General features: G+C 64.0%; 22 protein-coding genes. 7 read left to right on the top strand and 15 right to left on the bottom strand.

Going from position 1 to position 22,199, the window contains the following annotated elements; genetic code table 11:
- Positions 1-3: 3 nt before the first annotated feature.
- Genes ACTIF6_RS19000 through ACTIF6_RS18960 form a run of 9 tightly spaced genes read right to left on the bottom strand, consistent with a single transcriptional unit; the run spans position 4 to position 7,533 of the window.
- Positions 4-1,575 carry an Rne/Rng family ribonuclease gene (locus tag ACTIF6_RS19000; RefSeq protein ID WP_439589496.1) on the bottom strand — a complete coding sequence of 524 codons (1,572 nt, stop codon included), beginning with the start codon at positions 1,573-1,575 and terminating at the stop codon, positions 4-6.
- 34 nt (positions 1,576-1,609) lie between these two features.
- On the bottom strand, positions 1,610-2,227 hold the full coding sequence (locus ACTIF6_RS18995; RefSeq protein ID WP_439589495.1) for a Maf family protein: 618 nt from the start codon (positions 2,225-2,227) through the stop codon (positions 1,610-1,612).
- The gene (gene rlmH, locus ACTIF6_RS18990; protein ID WP_439589494.1) at positions 2,224-2,691 is read right to left on the bottom strand and encodes a 23S rRNA (pseudouridine(1915)-N(3))-methyltransferase RlmH; all 468 of its coding nucleotides are present in this window, start codon (positions 2,689-2,691) and stop codon (positions 2,224-2,226) included. The genes ACTIF6_RS18995 and rlmH overlap by 4 nt, the downstream gene beginning before the upstream one ends.
- Positions 2,688-3,335, bottom strand: a complete 648-nt coding sequence (gene rsfS / locus ACTIF6_RS18985) for a ribosome silencing factor (protein ID WP_439589493.1) — start codon at positions 3,333-3,335, stop codon at positions 2,688-2,690. Before rsfS ends, rlmH begins: the two co-directional genes overlap by 4 nt.
- A complete protein-coding gene (gene nadD, locus ACTIF6_RS18980; protein WP_439589492.1) occupies positions 3,332-3,964 on the bottom strand; it encodes a nicotinate (nicotinamide) nucleotide adenylyltransferase in 633 nt (210 codons plus the stop codon). The genes rsfS and nadD overlap by 4 nt, the downstream gene beginning before the upstream one ends.
- A complete protein-coding gene (gene hemF / locus ACTIF6_RS18975) occupies positions 3,964-4,881 on the bottom strand; it encodes an oxygen-dependent coproporphyrinogen oxidase (RefSeq protein ID WP_439589491.1) in 918 nt (305 codons plus the stop codon). The genes nadD and hemF overlap by 1 nt, the downstream gene beginning before the upstream one ends.
- A 2-nt stretch (positions 4,882-4,883) precedes the next feature.
- Positions 4,884-5,525 carry a 1-acyl-sn-glycerol-3-phosphate acyltransferase gene (locus ACTIF6_RS18970; protein WP_439589490.1) on the bottom strand — a complete coding sequence of 214 codons (642 nt, stop codon included), beginning with the start codon at positions 5,523-5,525 and terminating at the stop codon, positions 4,884-4,886.
- Positions 5,522-6,796 (bottom strand): phosphoribosylamine--glycine ligase, encoded by a 1,275-nt coding sequence (gene purD, locus ACTIF6_RS18965; RefSeq protein WP_439589489.1) that lies wholly within the window; start codon positions 6,794-6,796, stop codon positions 5,522-5,524. The genes ACTIF6_RS18970 and purD overlap by 4 nt, the downstream gene beginning before the upstream one ends.
- 11 nt (positions 6,797-6,807) lie before the next feature.
- Positions 6,808-7,533, bottom strand: a complete 726-nt coding sequence (locus ACTIF6_RS18960; protein WP_439589488.1) for a YebC/PmpR family DNA-binding transcriptional regulator — start codon at positions 7,531-7,533, stop codon at positions 6,808-6,810.
- A 102-nt stretch (positions 7,534-7,635) separates the two neighbouring features.
- On the opposite strand from ACTIF6_RS18960, the gene ACTIF6_RS18955 reads away from it, so the two are divergent.
- Complete coding sequence (locus ACTIF6_RS18955) at positions 7,636-9,177, top strand: helicase HerA-like domain-containing protein (protein ID WP_439589487.1); 1,542 nt, start codon at positions 7,636-7,638, stop codon at positions 9,175-9,177.
- A gap of 70 nt (positions 9,178-9,247) precedes the next feature.
- Here the strand turns inward: ACTIF6_RS18955 and clpA are convergent, their stop codons facing one another.
- The 3 genes from clpA to icd form a co-directional block, all read right to left on the bottom strand.
- On the bottom strand, positions 9,248-11,584 hold the full coding sequence (gene clpA / locus ACTIF6_RS18950; RefSeq protein WP_439589486.1) for an ATP-dependent Clp protease ATP-binding subunit ClpA: 2,337 nt from the start codon (positions 11,582-11,584) through the stop codon (positions 9,248-9,250).
- A gap of 89 nt (positions 11,585-11,673) precedes the next feature.
- Positions 11,674-12,030: an ATP-dependent Clp protease adapter ClpS gene (gene clpS / locus ACTIF6_RS18945; RefSeq protein ID WP_439589485.1), complete on the bottom strand. Its 357-nt coding sequence runs from the start codon at positions 12,028-12,030 to the stop codon at positions 11,674-11,676.
- Between the two features lie 229 nt (positions 12,031-12,259).
- Positions 12,260-13,513 (bottom strand): NADP-dependent isocitrate dehydrogenase, encoded by a 1,254-nt coding sequence (gene icd, locus ACTIF6_RS18940; RefSeq protein WP_439589484.1) that lies wholly within the window; start codon positions 13,511-13,513, stop codon positions 12,260-12,262.
- 119 nt (positions 13,514-13,632) lie between these two features.
- Between icd and ACTIF6_RS18935 the strand changes: the two genes are divergently transcribed.
- Complete coding sequence (locus ACTIF6_RS18935; RefSeq protein ID WP_439589483.1) at positions 13,633-14,085, top strand: DUF192 domain-containing protein; 453 nt, start codon at positions 13,633-13,635, stop codon at positions 14,083-14,085.
- A 28-nt stretch (positions 14,086-14,113) separates the two neighbouring features.
- Here the strand turns inward: ACTIF6_RS18935 and ACTIF6_RS18930 are convergent, their stop codons facing one another.
- From ACTIF6_RS18930 to xseA, 3 genes are all read right to left on the bottom strand, one after another.
- Positions 14,114-16,351: an NADP-dependent isocitrate dehydrogenase gene (locus ACTIF6_RS18930; protein ID WP_439589482.1), complete on the bottom strand. Its 2,238-nt coding sequence runs from the start codon at positions 16,349-16,351 to the stop codon at positions 14,114-14,116.
- Between the two features lie 237 nt (positions 16,352-16,588).
- Entirely contained in the window at positions 16,589-17,170 is a 582-nt protein-coding gene (locus ACTIF6_RS18925; RefSeq protein WP_439589481.1) for a superoxide dismutase, read from the bottom strand.
- 132 nt (positions 17,171-17,302) lie between these two features.
- The gene (xseA, locus tag ACTIF6_RS18920) at positions 17,303-18,583 is read right to left on the bottom strand and encodes an exodeoxyribonuclease VII large subunit (protein ID WP_439589480.1); all 1,281 of its coding nucleotides are present in this window, start codon (positions 18,581-18,583) and stop codon (positions 17,303-17,305) included.
- Positions 18,584-18,943: 360 nt separating this feature from the next.
- Between xseA and ACTIF6_RS18915 the strand changes: the two genes are divergently transcribed.
- From ACTIF6_RS18915 to kdsB, 5 genes are read left to right on the top strand one after another with little or no spacing between them, the layout of a single operon-like run.
- The gene (locus ACTIF6_RS18915; RefSeq protein WP_439589479.1) at positions 18,944-19,591 is read left to right on the top strand and encodes a MotA/TolQ/ExbB proton channel family protein; all 648 of its coding nucleotides are present in this window, start codon (positions 18,944-18,946) and stop codon (positions 19,589-19,591) included.
- Positions 19,588-20,025, top strand: a complete 438-nt coding sequence (locus tag ACTIF6_RS18910) for an ExbD/TolR family protein (protein WP_439589478.1) — start codon at positions 19,588-19,590, stop codon at positions 20,023-20,025. The genes ACTIF6_RS18915 and ACTIF6_RS18910 overlap by 4 nt, the downstream gene beginning before the upstream one ends.
- Positions 20,026-20,053: 28 nt before the next feature.
- Complete coding sequence (lpxK, locus tag ACTIF6_RS18905; protein ID WP_439589477.1) at positions 20,054-21,142, top strand: tetraacyldisaccharide 4'-kinase; 1,089 nt, start codon at positions 20,054-20,056, stop codon at positions 21,140-21,142.
- Positions 21,123-21,329 (top strand): Trm112 family protein, encoded by a 207-nt coding sequence (locus ACTIF6_RS18900; RefSeq protein ID WP_439589476.1) that lies wholly within the window; start codon positions 21,123-21,125, stop codon positions 21,327-21,329. Before lpxK ends, ACTIF6_RS18900 begins: the two co-directional genes overlap by 20 nt.
- The gene (gene kdsB, locus ACTIF6_RS18895) at positions 21,326-22,123 is read left to right on the top strand and encodes a 3-deoxy-manno-octulosonate cytidylyltransferase (protein WP_439589475.1); all 798 of its coding nucleotides are present in this window, start codon (positions 21,326-21,328) and stop codon (positions 22,121-22,123) included. The genes ACTIF6_RS18900 and kdsB overlap by 4 nt, the downstream gene beginning before the upstream one ends.
- Positions 22,124-22,199 lie beyond the last annotated feature (76 nt).

Here is a 22,199-nt window from a genome sequence, read left to right as displayed (position 1 = left end):
CCGTCAAAGCAGCACGATGTCGTACTGCTCCTGCGTCATCGAGTTCTCGCTCTGCAGCGAGATCGGCTTGCCGATGAAATCCGACAGGCCAGCGAGGTGGGCGCGTTCCTCGTCCAGGAAAAGCTCGATCACCTTGGGCGAGGCCACCACCCGGAACTCGCGCGGATTGAAGGCTCGCGCCTCTCGCAGGATCTCGCGCAGGATGTCGTAGCACACGCTGCGCGCTGTCTTCACCACGCCGCGCCCGGAACACGCCACGCAGGATTCGCTCAGCATGTGGGCCAGCGATTCGCGGGTGCGCTTGCGCGTCATCTCCACCAGGCCGAGCTGGGAGAATCCGCCGGTCATTGTCTTTACGCGGTCGCGCGCGAGCTGCTTGCGGAATTCGGAAAGCACCGATTCGCGGTGGTCGTCGCGCACCATGTCGATGAAATCCACGATGACGATGCCTCCCAGGTTGCGCAGTCGCAATTGCCGCGCGATGGCCTGCGCCGCTTCCAGATTGGTGCGGTAGACGGTGTCGTCGAAATTGCGCGCTCCCACGAAGCCACCGGTGTTCACATCCACCGTGGTCAGCGCTTCGGTCTGGTCGATCACCAGATATCCGCCGGACTTGAGGTCCACGCGTCGGCTGAGCGCGCGCACGATGTCTTCGTCGATGTTGAACAGATCGAAGATCGGACGCTCGCCGCTGTAGTGCTGCAGCTTGGTCACGGTGTCGGGCATGAACTCGGCGGCAAAGGTGGTCAACAGGCCGTGCTGCTCGCGCGAGTCGATGCGGATCGACTGCGTCTGCGCGCCCACCAGGTCGCGCAGCACACGCTGCATGAGGTTCAGGTCTTCATGCAGCAAGGTCGCCGAAGGCTGCCGCGTGGACGCTTCCTTGATGCGCAGCCAGGTCTTGCGCAGGTACGCGGTATCTTCCACCAGCTCCTCGTCGGTGGCGTCTTCGGCGTTGGTGCGCAGGATGAAGCCGCCCGCTGCGCTGCCGTCGGCCGTGGCGGTGAGCCGCACCAGGCGCTGGCGCAAGGCCTCGCGCTGGGCCGGCGGGATCTTCTGCGACACGCCGATGTGGTTGTCCTGCGGCAGGAACACCAGCAGGCGCCCCGCGATGCTGATCTGCGCCGTCAGACGCGCGCCTTTGGTGCCGATCGGGTCCTTGAGCACCTGAACCATCAGGGCCTGGCCTTCGAAGATCTGCCGTTCGATCGGCAGCACCGGGTTGGGTGTGAGCACCTTCGGCGCGCTGTTGACGACCGCGGCAGGCACGGCTGGCGCAGAGGCCTCCGCGTCCGGAGAAGTCTGCTGCGGCGCGCGCTCGCGTGGCGCGGCGTGCTTGGCCGCGATGTTGGGCATGAGGTCGGCCACGTGCAGGAAGGCCGCGCGGTCAAGGCCGATGTCGATAAACGCCGACTGCATGCCCGGCAGCACGCGCGAAACCTTGCCCAGGTAGATGTTGCCCACCAGCCCGCGTTCCAGCGTGCGTTCCAGGTGCACTTCCTGCACCGCGCCTTGCTCCACCACGGCCACGCGCGTCTCCTGCGGCGACCAATTGATCAGAATGTCCTGGCTCATGAAGGCCGTCTCCGTGGCGTTGTTTTTGATGGATTCAGTCCAGCTGAACACCGACCGCTTCAAGCACCTGGGCGGTTTCGTGCGCGGGCAGGCCCATGATGCCCGAATAACTGCCACTGATGTGGCTGACCCAGAGGCCAGCCTTGCCCTGGATGGCATAGGCGCCGGCTTTGCCCATGGGTTCACCGCTGTCCACGTAGCGACGGATGCGCGCGGCACTCAACGCCTCGAAACTCACCCACGACGTAGACAGGGCGGCCCAGGTGCGGTTGGTGCGCGCGCCGGGTTTCCCCACCGCCACAGCAGTGAGCACGCGATGGCGACGCCCCGCCAGATCGGCCAGCATGCGACGCGCCTCGGCGGCATCGCCCGGCTTGCCCAGAATGCGCCGCCCCAGGGCCACGGTGGTGTCTGCGCACAGCACGGGTGCACTCGGTAGGCCCCGGCGCTTCAACCGCGCCAGAGAAGCCTGCAACTTGAGCCCGGTGACCCGCTGGACGTACGCCGCCGGAGCCTCGCCAGGCAACACCGCTTCGAGCGACTCCGCATCTTCTGAGGCGTCAGGCAGCAGCAGTTCGCAGCGCACGCCCCATTGCTCCAGCAACTGCTTGCGGCGCGGGCTCTGGGAGGCGAGATAAATGAAGTCGGTCATTCGCGGTGGTAGGGGTGATTGGCGTTGACGGACCAGGCTCGGTAGAGCTGTTCGATGAGGAGCACCCTCACCATGGCGTGCGGCAGCGTCAGGTCAGACAGGCGGATGCGCTGGTGCGCCGCGGCGCGAAACGCGGGGTCAAGCCCGTCGGGCCCGCCGATGACCAACGCCACGTCGTCGCCCTCCAGTTGCCACTGCTGCAGTTGCAGGGCCAGCGCCTTGGTGGTGAGCGTGGTGCCGCGCTCGTCGAGCGCGACCACGCGGCTGCCCCGGGGAATGGCGGCTTCAATGCGTTCACGTTCGGCCGTGAGCAAAGTCTCCAGCGTGCGGGAAGCCCGCGGCTCGGTCTTGACGGTCTTGATCTCCACCCGCAACTCGGGGGGAAAGCGCTTGGCGTAATCGTCGTAGGCGGTCTGGGCCCAGTCGGGCACCCTCAGCCCGACCGCGACGATCAGCAGCTTCATGTCTTCTTCTTGGCGGCCGGTTTGCTGGTGGTGCGGGCAGCGGGCTTCGCAGGGGACTTCTTCGCCACCGGCTTCCCAACCACAACCACCTTCTTGGGCGAGGAGGTCTTGACCGGCGTGGCCTTGCGCGCCGGCGCCTTCTTTGCAGCCACCGGAGCCGGGGCGGCTTTGGAAGCGGCCTTGCGCACCACGGTCCTGGCAGAAACAGGTGCAGCTTCAGGCTTTTTCGACGGCTTCTTTTTCGCAGCAGGTTTCACTGGCGCAGCGGGCTTTTCAGCACCGTGCTTCAAACGAACCGGCTTGGCGCCCCAGATTTCTTCGAGGCGGTAGTACTGCCGAATCACGGGCTGCATCACATGCGCCACAGCCGCACCACAGTCCACGATGATCCATTCGCCGTTTTCCTCACCCTCGATGCGCGGCTTGTCGAAGCCGGCTTCGCGCACCGAATCGCGCACGCTCGCGGCCAGGGCCTTGGTTTGCCGGTTGGAAGTGCCACTGGCGACGATGACCCGCTCGAACAGGGGGGAGAGGTGCTCGGTGTTGAAGACCACGATGTCCTGACCCTTCACGTCCTCCAGGCCGTCGACGATGGCTCGCTGGAGTTTCTGGATGTCTTTTTTGGCTGTGGTTTCGCTGGTCATTGAGGAGGCTGGTAAAGGTGGTGTTGTGAAATATAGCGTGCGACGGCCTCTGGCACCAGAACGTCCAGCGCTCCGATGTCCAGCGTGGACCGTTCCACGCGGGCCCGCACGTCGGTGGCGCTGATGTTTTTCAGCGGCATGCGCAGCGATTGAAAGGGAATATCCACCGCCGAGAGATCGGTCTCGGTGGTCTGGTCCAGGGACGCGTGGGCGCCGATGTCGGTGGCACGGTTGGCCACCGCCAGCGTGGCCAGTTGCAACACTTCCTGCCAGCGCACCCAGGTCTTGAAGGCGAGCAACTGGTCGGCGCCCAGCACCAGGAAGAGTTCGGCTCCCGGGTACTCACGCTGCAGTTCGCTCAGGGTGTCGGCGGTGTAGCTGGGTCCTTCGCGATGAATCTCTCGCTCGTCGAGCACCACACGCGGCAAATCTCCAAAAGTTAGCTGGCACATGGCCACGCGGTCTTTTGCGGGTGAGAGTGCGCGCGTTTTGTGCCAGGCCTGGCCAGTGGGCAGGATGTGCAGGACGTCCAGCTCCAGTTGCTCGAGCGCCGTCTCGGCCAGCGCGCGATGGGCGCGGTGGGGCGGGTCGAAGGCGCCGCCGAACATGCCCACTCGCCGGGCGGCCATCAGATCCAGTCCTTGCGCACCAGGAAATCCTTGTAGAGGCGTTCTTCCGGCGTGCCCTTCTTCGTCTTGCGGTTGTAGGCCCAGCTGACCAGCGGCGGCATGGAAAGCAGGATGGACTCGCTGCGCCCGCCAGACTGAAGACCGAAGTGCGTGCCGCGATCCCACACCAGATTGAATTCAACGTAGCGGCCACGCCGGTAGAGCTGGAAGCTGCGCTCGCGCTCGCCATAGGGCGTGTTCTTTCGACGATCCACGAGAGGCAGGTACGCGTCGAGGAAGGCATCGCCCACCGAACTCATCATGGCGAAGCTGCCATCGAAACCGAGCTCGGAAAAGTCGTCGAAGAACACGCCGCCAATGCCACGCTGCTCCTCGCGGTGCTTGAGGTAGAAATACTCATCGCACCACCGCTTGAAGCGAGGGTACTTGTCGACACCGAAGGGATCGAGGGCCTGTTTCGCTGAGCGATGGAAATGCACGGCGTCTTCCTCGAAGCCGTAGTACGGCGTGAGGTCCATGCCACCACCGAACCAGCACACCGGCTCACCGCCCGCAGGCGTGGCCGCCAGCATGCGCACGTTCATGTGCACCGTGGGCACGTAGGGATTGCGCGGATGGAACACCAGTGAGACGCCCATGGCTTCGAAGGGTGCGCCACTCAGTTCTGGCCTGTGCTGGGTGGCTGAGGGCGGCAGGCGTGGCCCGCTCACATGGGAGAAGCCGCAGCCCGCGCGCTCGAAGACCACACCGTCCTCGAGGATCTGGGTGATGCCGCTGCCTTGCAGCTTGTCGCCGCGCGGTTTGGTCCAGCTGTCCACGAGGAATCGACCGCCATCGACCAGCGCCACCGTGGAGGTGATGCGCTCCTGCAGATCGACGAGGTACTCACGAACCAGGGACTGAGGGGTCTGTTGCATGCTCACACCGTATCGGCAGAAAAAGCCTTGGACAAAGGTTGCACCGGACTGGCGCCTTCCGGCCGCAACCCACCCACGCCTTCGTAGGCGGCCGCGATGCGGGCGTGATCGGCGTCGATATCACCACTCATGCGCAGAAAATCCATGACCTTGACCTGTTTGCGACTGTAGTCCAGGTGAACCAGCGCGACGGGCACATCGGCGCCCAGGGCCACGCGGTAGAACCCGCTGCGCCAGCCCGGCATGCGCCGCCGCGTGCCCTCGGGCGAGAGCGCCAGCCAGAGCACACGCCCTTCTTGCCGGTGCTGGTTCATGAGATTCACCATGTTGCCGACCATGCCCTGCGGCGACCCACGCTGCAAGGCGATACCGCCCAGCCAGCTCAGCCAGCGCCCGAGCAGCGGCACGCGGAACAGCGAATCCTTGCTCCAGAAGTGGGCCGGCACGCCGATCGTCCATTTGGCCAGGATCATCACCACGAAATCCCAGTTGCTGGTGTGGGGATAGATGATGGCCACCCCCTGAAGCGAGGGGAAGCCTTCGTATTGCAGTTTCCAGCCAGCGCACCCCAGGAGCCATCGAGCCAGGGCCGAGCCCTTGAAGCGAACTTCGTGCGGGCCGGGGTAGTCGGCGGGCGCGTTCAAAGTGCGCGGTACCCGATGTCGCGGCGGTACTGCATGCCGTCAAAACCGATGGATCCGATCGCCTCGTAGGCACGCTCTCGCGCCTGGGCCACCGAAGTTGCCAGCGCGGTGACGCACAACACGCGCCCTCCCGACACCTGCACTTGCTCGTCCACCTGCGCGGTGCCTGCGTGGAACACCATGCAGTCGGATGCGTCGGCCGGCAGGCCGGCGATGGCATCACCCTTGCGCGGATTCAGCGGATAGCCGGCGGCAGCCAGCACCACACCGAGCGCCACGCGCGGGTCCCACTCGAGGCTGACACGGTCCAGTTCGGCGCGAGTGGCGCTTAGAAGCACTTGCGCCAGATTGCTGCGCAGACGCATCAGGATGGGCTGGGTTTCGGGGTCGCCCATGCGGCAGTTGAACTCCAGCGTCCTGACCCGCCCGTCCGGCGTGATCATCAAGCCCGCATACAGGAAGCCGGTGTAAGGAATGCCGTCGGCCGCCATGCCACGCAGCGTCGGCAGGATGATTTCGTTCATGGCGCGCTCGTGCACCGCAGGCGTGACGACCGGTGCGGGCGAATAGGCCCCCATGCCGCCGGTATTGGGTCCCTGGTCGGCATCGAGCAGGCGCTTGTGGTCCTGGCTGGTGGCCAGGGCCAGGGCGTGCTCGCCATCGCACAACACGATAAAGCTCGCTTCTTCACCGCTCAGGAATTCTTCGATCACCACCCGCGCACCACCTTCGTTGTGCGCCACGCCCAGGGTGTTGTCCACCAGCATGAAGTCGATGGCTTCGTGCGCCTCGGCCACCGTCATGGCCACCACCACACCCTTGCCAGCGGCCAGGCCGTCGGCCTTGATGACGATGGGGGCACCTTCGGCGTCCACGTAGGCATGCGCGGCAGTGGGATCGGTAAAGCTCTGGTACCTGGCCGTGGGAATGCCGTGGCGCTCCATGAAGGCCTTGGAAAAGGCCTTGGAGCTCTCCAGTTGCGCGGCCGCCCTGGTGGGACCGAAGATGGCCAGGCCATGGGCGCGGAATTCGTCCACCACGCCCGCGGCCAAAGGCGCTTCGGGGCCGACCACCGTGAGACCGATGCCATTGGCCTGCACCCATTCGCGCAGGACCACCTTGTCGGTGAGCGCCAGGTTGCGCAGGTCCGCGTCGCGGGCGGTGCCGGCATTGCCCGGCGCCACAAAGACCTGGCTCACGCCTTCAGATTGCTTGAGTTTCCAGGCCAGCGCATGTTCGCGGCCACCGCTGCCAATCACGAGAACTTTCATCAGCGGTCGCCTTATTCCGAGATTTCAGCGTTGTGGAAGACTTCCTGGACATCGTCCAGGTCTTCCAGCACGTCCAGCAGCTTCTGCATGCGCGCTGCGTCATCACCGGCAAGCGGGATGGTGTTTTCGGCGCGCATGGTGACCTCGGACACCTCGGACTTGAGTCCTGCGGCCTCCAGTGCGTTCTTCACCGCCTCGAACTCGATGGGCGAGGTCAACACCTCGATGGCACCTTCGTCGTCGCTGATCACGTCGTCCGCACCCGCTTCCAGGGCGATTTCCATCACCTTGTCCTCGGAGGTGCCAGGCGCGAAGATGAGTTGGCCGCAGTGCTTGAACTGAAAGGACACCGAGCCGTCGGTGCCCAGGTTGCCGCCGTACTTGCTGAAGGCATGACGCACCTCGGCCACGGTGCGAACCCGGTTGTCGGTCATGGTGTCGACAATCACCGCTGCGCCGCCGATGCCGTAGCCCTCGTAGCGGATTTCCTCCAGCGCCTGGCCTTCCAGATTGCCCGAGGCCTTGTCCACGTTGTACTTGATGCGGTCGGCCGGCATGTTGGCGGCCTTGGCCTTGTCGATGGCCAGCCTCAGGCGAGGATTCATGGCAGGGTCGCCGCCACCCTGGCGGGCTGCCACCGTGATTTCACGGATGACTCGCGTCCAGATCTTGCCCCGCTTCTCGTCCTGGCGTCCCTTGCGGTGCTGAATATTTGCCCATTTGCTGTGTCCGGCCACGAAATTGTCCTTCAGCCTGTTCTGGCTTTGATCTAATAAGCCTGCGATTTTACGTTTTCACCCACTGCGCCCCGAACAACGCCCCTCCAGGAAGACATCACCATGGCCGAACCGATGCCGATCGCCCAGAATGCCAACACCACGTGCCAGTTGCTGCCCGGGCTGGCCAACCGCCACGGTCTCATCACCGGCGCCACCGGCACCGGCAAGACCGTGACGCTGCAGACCCTGGCCGAACAGTTCTCGAACATCGGTGTGCCGGTGTTCATGGCCGACGTGAAAGGCGACCTCTCGGGCATCAGCCAGAAAGGCAGCTTTGGCGAGAAGCTGGCCAAGGTGCTGCAGGACCGTGGCATCACCCTGCCCGCTTCCCAGGCCTGCCCCACCACGCTGTGGGATGTGTTCGGTGAACTCGGCCACCCGGTGCGCGCCACCATCAGCGACATGGGCCCGCTGCTGCTCGCGCGCATGCTCAACCTCAACGACACGCAGGCCGGCGTGCTGAATCTCGTCTTCAAGATCGCCGACGACAACGGCCTGCTGCTGCTCGACATGAAAGACCTGCGGGCCATGCTCCAGCACATCGGTGACAACGCCAAGCAGTTCACCACCGAGTACGGCAACATCAGCGCGGCCAGCATCGGCGCCATCCAGCGCGGGCTGATGCAGGTCGAGCAGCAAGGCGGCGACAAGTTCTTCGGCGAGCCCATGCTCGACATCAGCGACTTCATGCAGACCGTGGACGGCAAGGGCGTGATCAACATCCTGGCGGCCGACAAGCTCATGAACGCGCCGCGCCTGTACGCCACCTTCCTGCTTTGGATGCTCTCCGAGCTGTTCGAGACGCTGCCCGAGATCGGTGACCCGGAAAAACCGAAGCTGGTGTTCTTCTTCGACGAGGCCCACCTGTTGTTCAACGAGGCGCCCAAGGTGCTGATCGAACGCATCGAACTGGTGGTGCGCCTGGTGCGCTCCAAGGGCGTCGGGGTCTACTTCGTGACGCAGAACCCGCTGGACATCCCCGACAGCGTGCTCGGCCAGCTCGGCAACCGCGTGCAGCACGCGCTGCGTGCGTTCACCCCGCGCGACCAGAAAGCCGTGAAGTCCACCGCGCAAACCATGCGACCCAAGGCCGGGCTGGACATCGAAGCTGCCATCACCGAGCTCGCCGTTGGCGAGGCGCTCGTGAGCCTGCTCGACGCCAAGGGCCGGCCGAGCGAAACCGAGCGGGTCTTCGTTATCCCGCCGGGCAGCCAGCTCGGCCCCATCACAGACGACCAGCGCCGGCAACTGCGCCAGAATTCCCTGGTGGCCGGCGTGTACGAGAAGGTGGTGGACCGCGAAAGCGCTTACGAGATGTTCCAGTCGCACGCGAGCGCACGCGGCGAAGCGGAAACACCCGAGGCGGCCGGCAAACCTGCGGCCAAGGCGCCCCGCATTCCGGGCGCGTCCAGAGAAGCGCCTGCAGAAGAGAAAAGCGCAATCAACGAGGTGCTCTTCGGTCGGACCGGTCCTCGAGGCGGTCAGTACGACGGGCTCGTGCAGACCATGGCAAAGACCGCTGCGCGAACCGTCGCCAGCGGCCTGGGCAGGCAACTCCTGCGTGGCGTGCTGGGTGGACTGCTGGGCGGCAAGTCACGCTGATCCGCGAGCTGCTGGAAAAGAAAAAGCCCGGTTTGCACCGGGCTTTTTTTGTTTCTGTGAACCGCCGCGTTCAACCCGCGGTGGCTTCCTCGGGCTTGGCCTTGCCCTCTTTCTTCGGCAAGGGCTGGATGTCGAGCTGGACTTCCTGCGTTTCCTTGCCGGCTTCGTCGAGCTTGGTCTCGATGTCCACCGTCAGGCGCCCACCCTCGGTCAGGCGACCGAACAGCAGTTCGTCGGCCAGGGCACGGCGGATCGTGTCCTGGATCAGGCGTTGCATCGGACGCGCGCCCATCAGCGGATCAAAACCTTTCTTGGCCAGATGCTTGCGCAACGCATCGGTGAAGGTGACTTCCACCTTCTTCTCGGCCAGTTGCGTTTCCAGCTGGAGCAGGAACTTGTCGACCACGCGCATGATGATGTTCTCATCGAGCGCTTTGAAGCTGACCGTGGCATCCAGACGGTTGCGGAACTCGGGCGTGAACAGGCGCTTGATATCGGCCATCTCGTCGCCCGACTCGCGCGGATTGGTGAATCCGATGGTCGCCTTGTTCATGGTCTCGGCACCCGCGTTCGTCGTCATGATGATGATGACGTTGCGGAAGTCGGCCTTGCGTCCGTTGTTGTCCGTCAGCGTGCCATGGTCCATCACCTGCAGCAGCACGTTGAAGATGTCCGGATGCGCCTTTTCGATTTCATCAAGCAGCAGCACGCAGTGCGGCTTCTTGGTGACGGCCTCGGTCAGCAGACCGCCCTGGTCGAAACCCACGTAGCCGGGAGGCGCGCCGATGAGGCGGCTCACGGCGTGGCGCTCCATGTACTCCGACATGTCGAAGCGGATCAGGTCGATGCCCATGATGTAGGCCAGCTGCTTGGCGGCTTCGGTCTTGCCCACGCCCGTGGGGCCGCTGAACAGGAAAGCGCCAATCGGCTTGTCGCTCTTGCCCAGGCCAGAGCGCGCCATCTTGACCGACGAGGCCAGGATTTCCAGTGCCTTGTCTTGGCCGAACACCACGCTCTTGAGGTCGCGTTCCAGCGTCTGCAGCTTGCTGCGGTCGTCGTTGGACACGTTGGCCGGGGGAATGCGGGCGATCTTGGCCACGATTTCCTCGACCTCGGCCTTGCTGATGGTCTTCTTGCGCTTGGACACCGGCAGGATGCGCTGTGCCGCGCCCGCTTCGTCGATGACGTCAATGGCCTTGTCGGGCAGGTGACGGTCATTGATGTACTTGGCGCTGAGCTCTGCCGCAGCCTGCAGGGCAGCCAGGGCGTATTTCACGTTGTGGTGCTCCTCGAAGCGCGACTTCAGTCCCTTGAGGATGTCCACGGTCTGTTCCACCGTAGGTTCGACCACGTCGACCTTCTGGAAGCGACGGGACAGGGCAGCGTCCTTCTCGAAGATCCCACGGTATTCGGTGAACGTGGTGGCGCCGATGCACTTGAGCTGGCCGCTGGAGAGCGCCGGCTTGAGCAGGTTGGACGCGTCCAGCGTGCCGCCTGAGGCCGCACCGGCCCCGATCAGCGTGTGGATCTCATCGATGAAAAGGATGGCATTGGGTTTGTCCTTGAGCGACTTGAGCACGCCCTTCAAGCGCTGCTCGAAATCACCGCGGTACTTGGTGCCGGCCAGCAGCGCCCCCATGTCGAGCGAGTACACAGCCGACTCGGCCAGGATCTCAGGCACGTCACCCTGGGTGATGCGCCAGGCCAGGCCCTCGGCAATCGCGGTCTTGCCCACACCGGCTTCGCCCACCAGCAGCGGGTTGTTCTTGCGGCGGCGGCACAGGATCTGGATGACACGCTCGACTTCATACTCACGTCCGATGAGCGGATCGATCTTGCCGTCCTTGGCAAGCTGGTTGAGGTTCTGGGTGAACTGCTCCAGCGGCGAGGCCTTCTCGTTGCCTTTGGCTTCGCCAGCTTCCTCGTTCTCAGCCGCACTCTCACCCGACTTGGTGGGTTCGGGCGGATCGCTCTTGCGGATGCCATGGGCGATGAAGTTCACCACGTCCAGCCGGGTCACTCCCTGCTGGTGGAGGTAATACACAGCGTGCGAGTCCTTCTCGCCGAAGATGGCCACCAGCACATTGGCGCCAGTGACTTCCTTCTTGCCGTTGCCCGTGGACTGCACGTGCATGATGGCGCGCTGGATCACGCGCTGGAAACCCAACGTGGGCTGGGTATCCACTTCGTCGGTACCAGCCACCTGGGGGGTGTTGTCCTTGATGAAGTTCGTCAGGGACTTGCGCAGGTCGTCGATGTTGGCCGAGCAGGCGCGCAAGACCTCAGCGGCGCTGGGGTTGTCGAGCAGCGCGAGCAGCAGGTGCTCGACGGTGATGAATTCGTGCCGCTGCTGCCTGGCCTCAACGAAGGCCATATGCAAGCTGACTTCAAGTTCCTGGGCAATCATGGGCACGTCCTTTGGGATGGGGATGATTTGACAAGCAATCGGTTGGATACAAGTATGGGGTACGGCGTGCAGATGGGGGGGGTTCGGGCTTATTCAACAGGCTCACTCATGCATTGCAGTGGATGCCCCGACGCGCGGGCTGCCTGCAGGACCTGGTCCACTTTGGTGCTGGCCACATCGCGGGAATACACCCCGCAGATGCCTTTCCCTTCCAGATGGATCTTGAGCATGATCTGGGTGGCGGTTTCACGGTCCTTGCTGAAGTACTCCTGGATGACGTGCACCACGAATTCCATGGGTGTGAAATCGTCGTTGAGCAGCACCACCTGGAACATCTGGGGTGGGAGCGTGCGCTGAGCGCGCCGCTCAAGCACCACCGCGTCGTCGCTGCCCACGCTGGGTGGAGCGACGGGGTTGGGTGGTTTTTTCGGGTTCTGGGTGGCCATGAAAATGATTCTAGCGGCGCGCCTGTGTCCGCAGCGACGTGCGGGAATGGGAAAACCTGGATCGAGCATGAGATGGCTTGACCCGGACTCCGTGGAGCAGCGGTGGCGGCGCGATCGTCCATGCCTCATTGTGAATCCAAAGCGGACAGGAAAACCGTGAAGAAAAGCGTCATTTGAACGCTTGTTCGCAGGCTGGCGCAGCCTGTAGCAGGAGTCGGCGACTACCCCCCTACATGTTGTCGATCATCACCTCGCCAAAACCCGAGCAACTCACCTGCGTGGCGCCATCCATCAGCCGGGCAAAGTCGTAAGTGACCTTCTTGCTGAGGATGGCTTTCTCCAGGGAACTGATGATCAGGTCTGCGGCCTCCTTCCAGCCCATATGCCGGAGCATCATCTCGGCAGAAAGGATTTCCGAGCCCGGGTTCACATAGTCCTTACCCGCATATTTGGGGGCCGTGCCGTGCGTGGCCTCGAAGCAGGCCACGGTATCCGACAGATTGGCACCCGGGGCGATGCCGATGCCGCCCACCTGCGCGGCCAGGGCGTCGGAGATGTAGTCGCCGTTGAGGTTGAGCGTGGCCACCACCGAATACTCGGCGGGGCGCAACAGGATCTGCTGCAGGAAGGCATCGGCAATGCTGTCCTTGATGATGATGTCGCGTCCGGTGCGGGGATTCTTGAACCGGCACCAGGGGCCACCATCAATCGGCTGGGCGCCGAACTCCTTTTGCGACAGTGAATAGGCCCAGTCGCGAAAGCCGCCCTCGGTGTATTTCATGATGTTGCCCTTGTGCACGATGGTCACATTGGGCTTGTCGTTGTCGACGGCGTACTGGATGGCCTTGCGCATCAGGCGCTCGGTGCCCTCGCGCGAGACCGGCTTGACGCCAATGCCCGACGTGTTGGGGAAACGGATCTTGGTGACACCCATTTCTTCGGTCAGGAATTTGATCAGCTTCTTCGCCTTGTCGGATTCGGCCTCGTACTCGATACCGGCGTAGATGTCTTCGGAGTTCTCGCGGAAGATCACCATGTTGGTCTTCTCGGGCTCCTTCAGCGGCGAGGGCACGCCCTTGAAGTACTGCACGGGGCGCAGGCAGACGTAGAGGTCGAGTTCCTGGCGCAGAGCCACGTTGAGCGAGCGGATGCCACCACCCACCGGCGTCGTCAGTGGCCCCTTGATGGAAACCACATACTCACGCAGCACCGCAAGGGTCTCCTCGGGAAGCCAGACATCCGGACCATAGACCCGGGTCGACTTCTCGCCCGCGTACACCTCCATCCAGTGGATTCTGCGCTTCCCGCCATACGCCTTGGCCACGGCGGCGTCCACCACCTTGAGCATCACCGGCGTGATGTCCAGTCCCGTCCCGTCGCCTTCGATGAATGGCACGATAGGTTCGTCGGGCACATTCAGGGACATGTCGGCGTTGACGGTGATCTTCTGGCCCTGGGCGGGAACCTGGATGTGCTGGTACATGGACGGGCGTCTCTGGGAGGGAATGGAGTCGAGGGAAAGGGAAATTCTAGTCTGCGCCCCTGGAGACAAGGTCGATTGACGCACAATGCAACGTCGATGCGATCTACCGCCCTGCCCCCATGAAACGCCTGCTCATCCACCTGTTCTGCCTGCTCATCGTCTTCGCCGGTCCGGCCTGGGCGCAGTCGGAATCGCCGCAGTTGCAACTGCCCAGGGTGCAGCTGTCGGCGGGGATGTACCTGATCAACGCTCAGGTGGTGTCCACGCCGGAGCAGCGAGCCACCGGCCTCATGTTCCGCAAGGAAATGCCGGCCAACGAGGGCATGCTGTTCGTGTTCGAGCAGCCGGGCGGGCAATGTTTCTGGATGAAGAACACCTTCCTTCCGCTGACGGCCGCCTTCATCGCCGACGACGGCACCATTGTCAACCTGGCGGACATGCACCCGCAAAGCCTGGACTCCCATTGCTCGGCAAAACCGGTGCGCTTCGTACTGGAAATGCACCAGGGCTGGTTCGCCAAGCGCGGTCTCAAGGCCGGCTCGAAGCTGGCCGGCTCGCCCTTCACCCGATAGGCCGCGGTTTCCCGCGGCCCAGGGAACTTCAGGCCTTCATCGAAGCTAGCGCGGCGTTGAAGGTCTTGCTGGGGCGCATGATGGTTTCGAGCTTGTCGAAATCGGGCTTGTAGTAGCCCCCGATGTCCACGGCCTTGCCCTGCACCTCGGCCAGTTCGGCCACGATGGTTTTCTCGTTGTCCGCCAGCTGTTTCGCCAGCGGCGCAAACCTGGCGGCCAGGGCCGGGTCTTCCGTTTGAGCCGCCAGTTCCTGCGCCCAGTACAGCGCCAGGTAGAACTGGCTGCCCCGGTTGTCGAGCTGGCCGGTCTTGGGCGACGGGTTCTTGTTGTTGTCCAGCAGTTTTCCGGTGGCTGAATCGAGCGTGCGCGCCAGGATCTTGGCCTGCGCATTGCCCGTTTTCAGGCCCAGGTCCTCGAGCGAAACCGCGAGTGCCAGGAACTCGCCCAACGAATCCCAGCGCAGGTGGTTTTCTTCCACCAGCTGCTGCACGTGCTTGGGCGCGGAGCCGCCGGCACCGGTTTCGTACATGCCACCGCCGGCCATCAGCGGCACGATGGACAGCATCTTGGCCGAGGTGCCGAGTTCCATGATGGGGAACAGGTCGGTGAGGTAGTCGCGCAGGATGTTGCCGGTGGCGCTGATGGTGTCCAGGCCACGGATCACGCGCTCCAGGGTGTAGCGCATGGCGCGCACCTGGCTCATGATCTGGATGTCCAGGCCGGCCGTGTTGTGCTCGTGCAGGTACATCCTCACCTTGGTGATCAGCTGTGCCTCATGCGGGCGGTACTGATCGAGCCAGAACACCACCGGCATGCCCGAGTTGCGCGCGCGGTTGACGGCAAGCTTGACCCAGTCGCGGATGGCAGCGTCCTTCACCTGACACATGCGCCAGATATCGCCCTGCTCCACGTTCTGGCTCATCAGCACCTCGCCGGTGGCCAGGTCGGTGATGTTGGCCACGCCGTCTTCGGGAATCTCGAACGTCTTGTCGTGCGAGCCGTATTCCTCGGCCTGCTGGGCCATCAGGCCCACGTTGGGCACGGTGCCCATGGTCTTGGGATCGAACGCGCCGTGCCATTTGCAGAAGTTGATCATCTCCTGGTAGATGCGGGCGAAGGTCGACTCGGGCATCACGGCCTTGACGTCCTTCAGGCGACCATCGGCGCCCCACATCTTGCCGCTGTTGCGGATCATGGCCGGCATGGACGCGTCAACGATCACGTCGTTGGGCGAATGGAAGTTGGTGATGCCCTTGGCAGAATCAACCATGGCGAGTTCCGGCCGGCCTTCGTGGCAGGCATGCAGGTCGCGCTTGATCTCGTCCTGCTTGCTCTGCGGCAGGGTGCCGATCTTGTTGTACAGATCGACCATGCCGTTGTTGACATTGACGCCCAACTCGTCGAAGAGCTTGCCGTGTTTCTCAAAGGCCTGCTTGTAGAAGATCTTTACGCAGTGGCCGAAAACGATGGGGTGGGACACCTTCATCATGGTGGCCTTGACGTGCAGCGAGAACATCACGCCAGTCTTGTGGGCGTCCTCGATTTCCCTCTCGTAGAAGGCCAGCAGGGCCTTCTTGCTCATGAACATGGAATCCACGATCTCGCGGTCCAGCAGCGAAACCTTGGGCTTGAGGACGATGGTCTTGCCGCTCGCGGTGAGCAGTTCCATCTTGACGTCGCGCGCCTTGTCCAAGGTCATGGACTTCTCGCCATGGTAGAAGTCGCCCGCGTGCATGTGCGAGACGTGCGAGCGGGAGGCCTGACTCCACTCACCCATGCTGTGGGGATTCTTGCGCGCGTATTCCTTCACCGCCTTGGGCGCACGCCGATCCGAGTTGCCTTCGCGCAGCACAGGGTTCACCGCACTGCCGGTGCACTTGGCGTAGCGCGCACGAATGTCCTTTTCCTCGTCCGTCTTCGGGTTCTCGGGGTAATCCGGGATCTTGTAGCCCTTGGCCTGCAACTCCTTGATGCAGGCCATGAGTTGCGCCACAGAGGCGCTGATGTTGGGCAGCTTGATGATGTTGGCTTCCGGCTTGAGCGTGAGCTTGCCCAGTTCGGCCAGATGATCCGGGACGCGCTGAGCTTCGGTCAGGCTCTCCGGGAAGGCGGCAAGCACACGCGCAGCCACAGAGATGTCGCTGGTGGCCACGTTCACGCCAGCGGGAGCCGCGAAGGTGCGGATGATGGGCAGGAACGCACTGGTGGCCAGCAGGGGTGCTTCGTCCGTAAGCGTGTAGATGATGGTGGGTTGCTGGCTGCTCATTGCGTATCTCCAGAGATTGTTGGGGTATGCCGCCGGCCGGGCCGGCTGTGTTGTCCGGGCTCGGGCTCGGCACCATCCGTGATTTTGCTTTCAGCGGTCCGGCAGGAGTGCCCATTTTGGAACGCCATTCCCACAATGCAGAAAGGCGACTCGAAAATCTTCATTTTTTTTCAGCTGCACTCAACAAAAAGGGCCCGAAGGTTGCCCTTCGAGCCCGGCTTGTGCATCGACGGTGGCTCAGCCGAAGTTCTTTTCGGCGAAGGACCAGTTCACCAGCTTGTCCAGATAGGTCTCCACAAACTTCGGACGCAGGTTGCGGTAGTCAATGTAGTAGGCGTGTTCCCACACGTCCACGGTCAGCAGGGCCTTGTCGCCCGTGGTCAGCGGGGTGCCGGCGGCGCCCATGTTGACGATATCGACGGTGCCGTCAGCCTTCTTCACCAGCCAGGTCCAGCCCGAGCCGAAGTTGCCCACAGCCGATTTGACGAAGGCTTCCTTGAATGCAGCGTAGCTGCCCCACTTGGCGGTGATGGCCTCAGCCAGCTTGCCGGAAGGCTCGCCGCCGCCATTGGGCTTCATGCAGTTCCAGAAAAAGGTGTGGTTCCAGATCTGCGCGGCGTTGTTGTAGATGCCGCCACTGGACTTCTTCACGATGGATTCGAGGTCGAGGCTTTCGAACTCGGTCCCCTTCTGCAGATTGTTGAGGTTCACCACATAGGCGTTGTGGTGCTTGCCATGGTGAAACTCCAGGGTTTCGCGGCTGTAATGGGGAGCCAGGGCATCGAGGTCGTAAGGCAGTGCGGGGAGCGTGTGTTCCATGGGGTCCTCTTGTGTTGGTGTTGTGAAACGTGCCTGACTGCCACGCGAAGGAGCAGCAGGTCAACAGCGATGCATTGTAGGCAAGGCCACTAACGGCAAGGCGAGCATGGTTTCTCGCGCCGTCCCCACGTCTCAGGGATCGACGTGCAGCCCGAGTTCACCGTCGGCCAGGGTGGCGCGCAAAGCTTGCCCTGGCTGGGCCTGCGCGGCGCGCGTGAGCGCATGTCCACCCTCGTCGGTGAGGAAGGCGTAACCCCGCTGCAGCACGAGGCGCGGGTCAAGCATGCCCAACGCCACCTCGGCACGCTGAAGTCGGGTGTGCTGGCGATCCAGCGCCCGTTGCCGCGCCAGCGGCAGGGCCGTCTGCAAGGCACGAAGGCGATTGCGCTGCAACTGCGCCGCGAGCATGACGCCACTTTGCAGACGGTGTTGCAGACGGGTGAGTTGCTGCTGGCTGTCGTGCAGGCGGGTCGATGGGCGACCGAGCCGCTGCGCCAGCCGATCCAGTCGCTGGCCTTGCTGGTCAAGGACGCCCAGAACCGTCGAGCTCAGGCGCTCATGGATGTATTCCAGTTCGCCTAGACGTTGCTCGCGGGCCGGCGCACAAAGCTCGGCGGCGGCGGTGGGCGTGGGTGCGCGCAGGTCGGCGACAAAATCGGCCAGGGTGAAATCGGTCTCGTGGCCGACGCCACAGACCACCGGCATGGGTGCCTGGGCAATGGTGCGCACCAGCGTGGGATCGTTGAAGGACCACAGGTCTTCGAGCGACCCGCCCCCGCGCACGAGCAGGAGCACATCGCATTCGGCGCGTGCGTAGGCCGTGCGCAGTGCCGCACACAGTTCGCCGGGCGCCTGTTGGCCCTGCACCGCGGCGGGGTAGATCACCACGGGAATGTGCGGCGCTCGTCGCCGCAGCGCAGTCCCCACGTCGCGCAGCGCAGCGGCGCCCAGCGAAGTCACCACGCCAATGCCACGTGGCTGGGCAGGCAGCGGCCGCTTGCGCGCCGCCTCGAACAGACCCTCGTCTTCCAGCTGGGCCTTGAGCTGGAGGAACTGCTCGAAAAGCGTGCCCTGCCCTCCGGGCTTTAGGCTCTCCACAATGAGCTGCAAGTCGCCCCGAGGTCCGTAGACATCGAGCTTGCCGCGCGCCTCAACGAGTTGCCCGTCGCGCGGTGCAAAGTCGAGCTGGTCGGCGGCTCGCCGGAACATGGCGCAGCGCACTTGTCCGCCGTCGTCCTTCAGGGAGAAGTAGCAATGCCCGCTGGCCGCGCGCGAGAAGCCGGAAAGTTCGCCGCGGACCGCTACCGGATTGAAGCGCGCGGCCAGGGTGTCCGCCACCGCTCGCATCAGCGGCCCAACTGCCCACACGCGCCGCGTCGCGCGCGCATCATCGTCAGAAAATGATTCAGCCACGGGGCTTTCCCATGCAAATGTGTCCACAAGCCGCGCCGTGACTGGATTTCGCATGCCTGCACCCAGAAGACCCACGGCGTTGCGGCAAGTGCGTTGATTTCAAAGTCTTTTGACCTGCCTGTTTTGTCATCGATCTGTCGCAGGCCGCGCCAGACGCGCCCTCGATAGCCCATTCAGGTGATTTCTTCACAAAGTTATCCACAGAATCTGTGCATGGCGTTCGGTCTCCATGTCGTGTGGAACTGGTCCGACACCCGGTGCGTTCGGGGGGATGGCCACCGAGGGATGCATCAGGTGCTGAGACATAATCGTCCGACCGTACGGGCCCCCCTTCGGGCGGCCGTCGACTGGAGCCCTGATTTGTTTTCCATCATACAAGCCGCCGGTTGGCCGATCTGGCCTCTGATCATCTGTTCCGTGCTGGGTCTGGCCCTGGTCATCGAGCGCTTCATCAGCCTGAAATCCAGCAAGATCATGCCGCCCAAGCTGCTCGACGAAGCCATCATGGTGTCACGCAATGGCATCCCTGGCCCGGATGTGGTGACCCAGCTCGAGCAGAACTCGGTGCTCGGCTCGGTGCTGGCCAGCGGTTTTCGCACCTTCAACAGCAACCCACGCGCCAGCGAGGACGACCTTCGCGCCAGCCTGGAAGGTGCGGGCCGTCAGGCCGCCGCCAAACTGCAGCGCTACCTGGGGGCCCTGGCCACGATTGCCTCGGCCGCGCCCTTGCTGGGCCTGCTGGGCACCGTCATCGGCATGATCGAAATCTTCGGCTCGCAAGCCTCCGAAGGCGCAGGCGTGGTGCCTGGCGTGGGCAACCCCGGGCAACTGGCCCACGGCATCTCGATCGCTCTGTACAACACCGCGTTCGGCCTGATCGTGGCCATCCCTGCACTGATCTTCTGGCGCTACTTCCGCGCGCGTGTGGATGACTACCTGCTGGGCATGGAACTGGCCGCCGAACGCTTCACCCGCCACCTGCTGAGCCTGCGCAGGACGCCGCTATGAACTTCCGGCCCGGAACGCGCGATGAGCCCGAGATCAACCTGATCCCGTTCATCGACATCCTGCTGGTGGTGCTGATCTTCCTGATGCTCACCACCACGTACAGCAAGTTCACCGAACTCCAGGTGAACCTGCCCGTGGCCGATGCCCAGGCCCCCAAGCAGAACCCGCGCGAGGTGGTGGTGGCCGTTGGCTCCGATGGCCGCTACTCGATCAACAAGCAAGTGCTTGAAGGTGTGGGCGTAGAGGCTCTCACCCGCGTGCTCTCGCTGGCCGCCCAGAGCAGCCGCGAGACCGTGATCGTCATCAGTGCCGACGCGGCCGCCACCCACCAGTCGGTCATCAACGTGATGGACGCCGCACGCCGCGCCGGCCTGGTGCAGATCACGTTTGCCACGCAGCAGTCGGGTGCATCTGCCGCCCGCGGCAAACCCTGAAGCAGGCCGTGTCCGCACGGCGCCAGCCATGAGCCAGGGCAAGTGGCATGCGCGCTGGCAGTCGGCGTGGCTTCAAAGCGCGCAACGCCGTGGGGCACTGGCCTGCCTGCTGTGGCCCCTCTCTCTCGTGTACCGCACCCTCATTGCATCTCGCCGGGCACTCTACGCGCTTGGCCTGTTCGTGTCGGTCAAGCCGGGCGTGCCAGTCATCGTGATCGGCAACGTCGTGGTGGGCGGCGCAGGCAAGACGCCCACCACCATGGCCCTGGTGTCCCACCTGCAGGCCCGCGGCTGGTGTCCGGGCGTGATCTCGCGTGGACATGGTCGACAGGGTGACGGCCTTGTGCATGTCGAGCCGGACACGCCTGCCCACCACTCGGGCGACGAGCCGCTGCTCATCCGGCAGCGCACCGGAGCACCCGTCTGTGTGGCACGCTATCGGGTGGAAGCTGCGCATGCCCTGCTGGCCACATATCCCGAGGTGAACCTGCTGGTCTGCGACGACGGCATGCAACACCTGGCCCTGGGTCGCGACCTGACGGTGGCGGTGTTCGACGACCGTGGGATCGGCAACGGCTGGCTTCTGCCCGCAGGCTTGCTGCGTGAGCCGTGGCCGCTCCGCGCCGGGGCACCGGGCCGACCCGATATGGTGCTGCAGCAAGGCCGTACCAACGCAGCGGCCAACCGTCCGCCGGTGCTGAATGGCATACCCATCTTCAACGCCGTGCGCCAACTCGCGGCTTCTGCCGTCGGGCCTGCAGGTGAAAACCCGACGCTGGCCCAACTGCGGGAGCAACCGCTGATCGCTGTCGCCGGCATCGCGCGCCCTGAAGTGTTCTTCAACATGCTGCGTGAACGCGGCTTCAAACTGGCTGATTGCGTCGCCTTGCCAGACCATGCGGACGTCTCAGCCTATGCAGACGTGGTCAAGACCGCGCGCCATCCCCTGATCTGCACCGAGAAAGACGCTGTCAAACTGTTCCCGATGCTGCCGCCCGACGGCTCGCTGCCGGCGTGGGCCATACCGCTGGAACTGGTGCCAGACCCTACCTTCTTTGCGGCGGTTGATGCACACCTCTCCCGACTATCATCGCGCCATGGACACCAAACTGCTTGAGCTGCTGGTCTGCCCCGTGACCAAGGGGCCTTTGATTTTCGACCGCGAGAAACAGGAGCTGATCTCGCGCAGCGCGCGGCTGGCCTACCCGGTGCGGGACGGCATCCCGGTCCTGCTCGAACACGAAGCGCGTCCACTGACGGAAGAGGAAGCGGCGCGACCTTCGGCACCCGCACCACTGGGATGATGCCCTCGGCCGTGGCCGGCGCTGGCTTCACCGTGTTGATTCCAGCGCGTCTGGCATCCAGCCGCCTGCCCGACAAACCCCTGGCCGACATTGGCGGCCTGCCCATGGTGGTGCGCGTGGCCCGGCGTGCGCAACAGAGTTCGGCACGACGCTGCGTGGTGGCCGCGGACGATGCGCGCATCGTCCAGGCATGCGAATCCCACGCCATCGAGGCCGTGCTCACGAACACCGACCACGCCTCGGGCAGCGACCGGCTGGCCGAAGCTTGTGAGTTGCTGGGTCTGGACGATGACGAAGTGGTGGTGAACGTGCAGGGAGATGAGCCACTCATAGAGCCGGCGCTGATCGACGCGGTGGCCGCCGAACTGGCACGTCGCACCGACTGCGTGATGAGCACTGCGGCCCACGCCATCGCGCAACCGGACGAGTTTCTCAACCCCAACGTCGTCAAGGTGGTGCTCGACCGGATCAGCACGGCGCTGTATTTCAGCCGAGCACCGATCGCATGGTGGCGGGACGGCATGGGTTCGCTTGCAGCGGGAAAAGCCCTGGCAGCCCTTCCCTCGCCTGCACCGCTTCGTCACATCGGCATCTACGGCTACCGGGTGAATTTCCTGCGCACGTTCCCGCGCCTCGAGCCTGCCCCGCTCGAGGCCACCGAGTCGCTGGAGCAATTGCGCGTGCTCTGGCATGGCCACCGCATCGCCGTGCATGTGACGGGGCTTTCGCCCGGCCCGGGTGTCGACACGCCCGCTGATCTGGAACGTGTGCGAGCCCTCCTTCGCGCTAGCTGAAATCGCCATTTTCCGGGGTGGATCGGCTCCAGATGCTGTAAGCCAGACTCCGGAATGCCCGTGCTATCCTCGAAAG

Source organism: Hydrogenophaga sp. (assembly GCF_051860785.1).
GTDB lineage: Bacteria > Pseudomonadota > Gammaproteobacteria > Burkholderiales > Burkholderiaceae_C > Hydrogenophaga.
The sequence above is the reverse complement of the archived record's forward strand: the minus strand, read 5'-3'. Positions and strand labels throughout refer to the sequence as shown.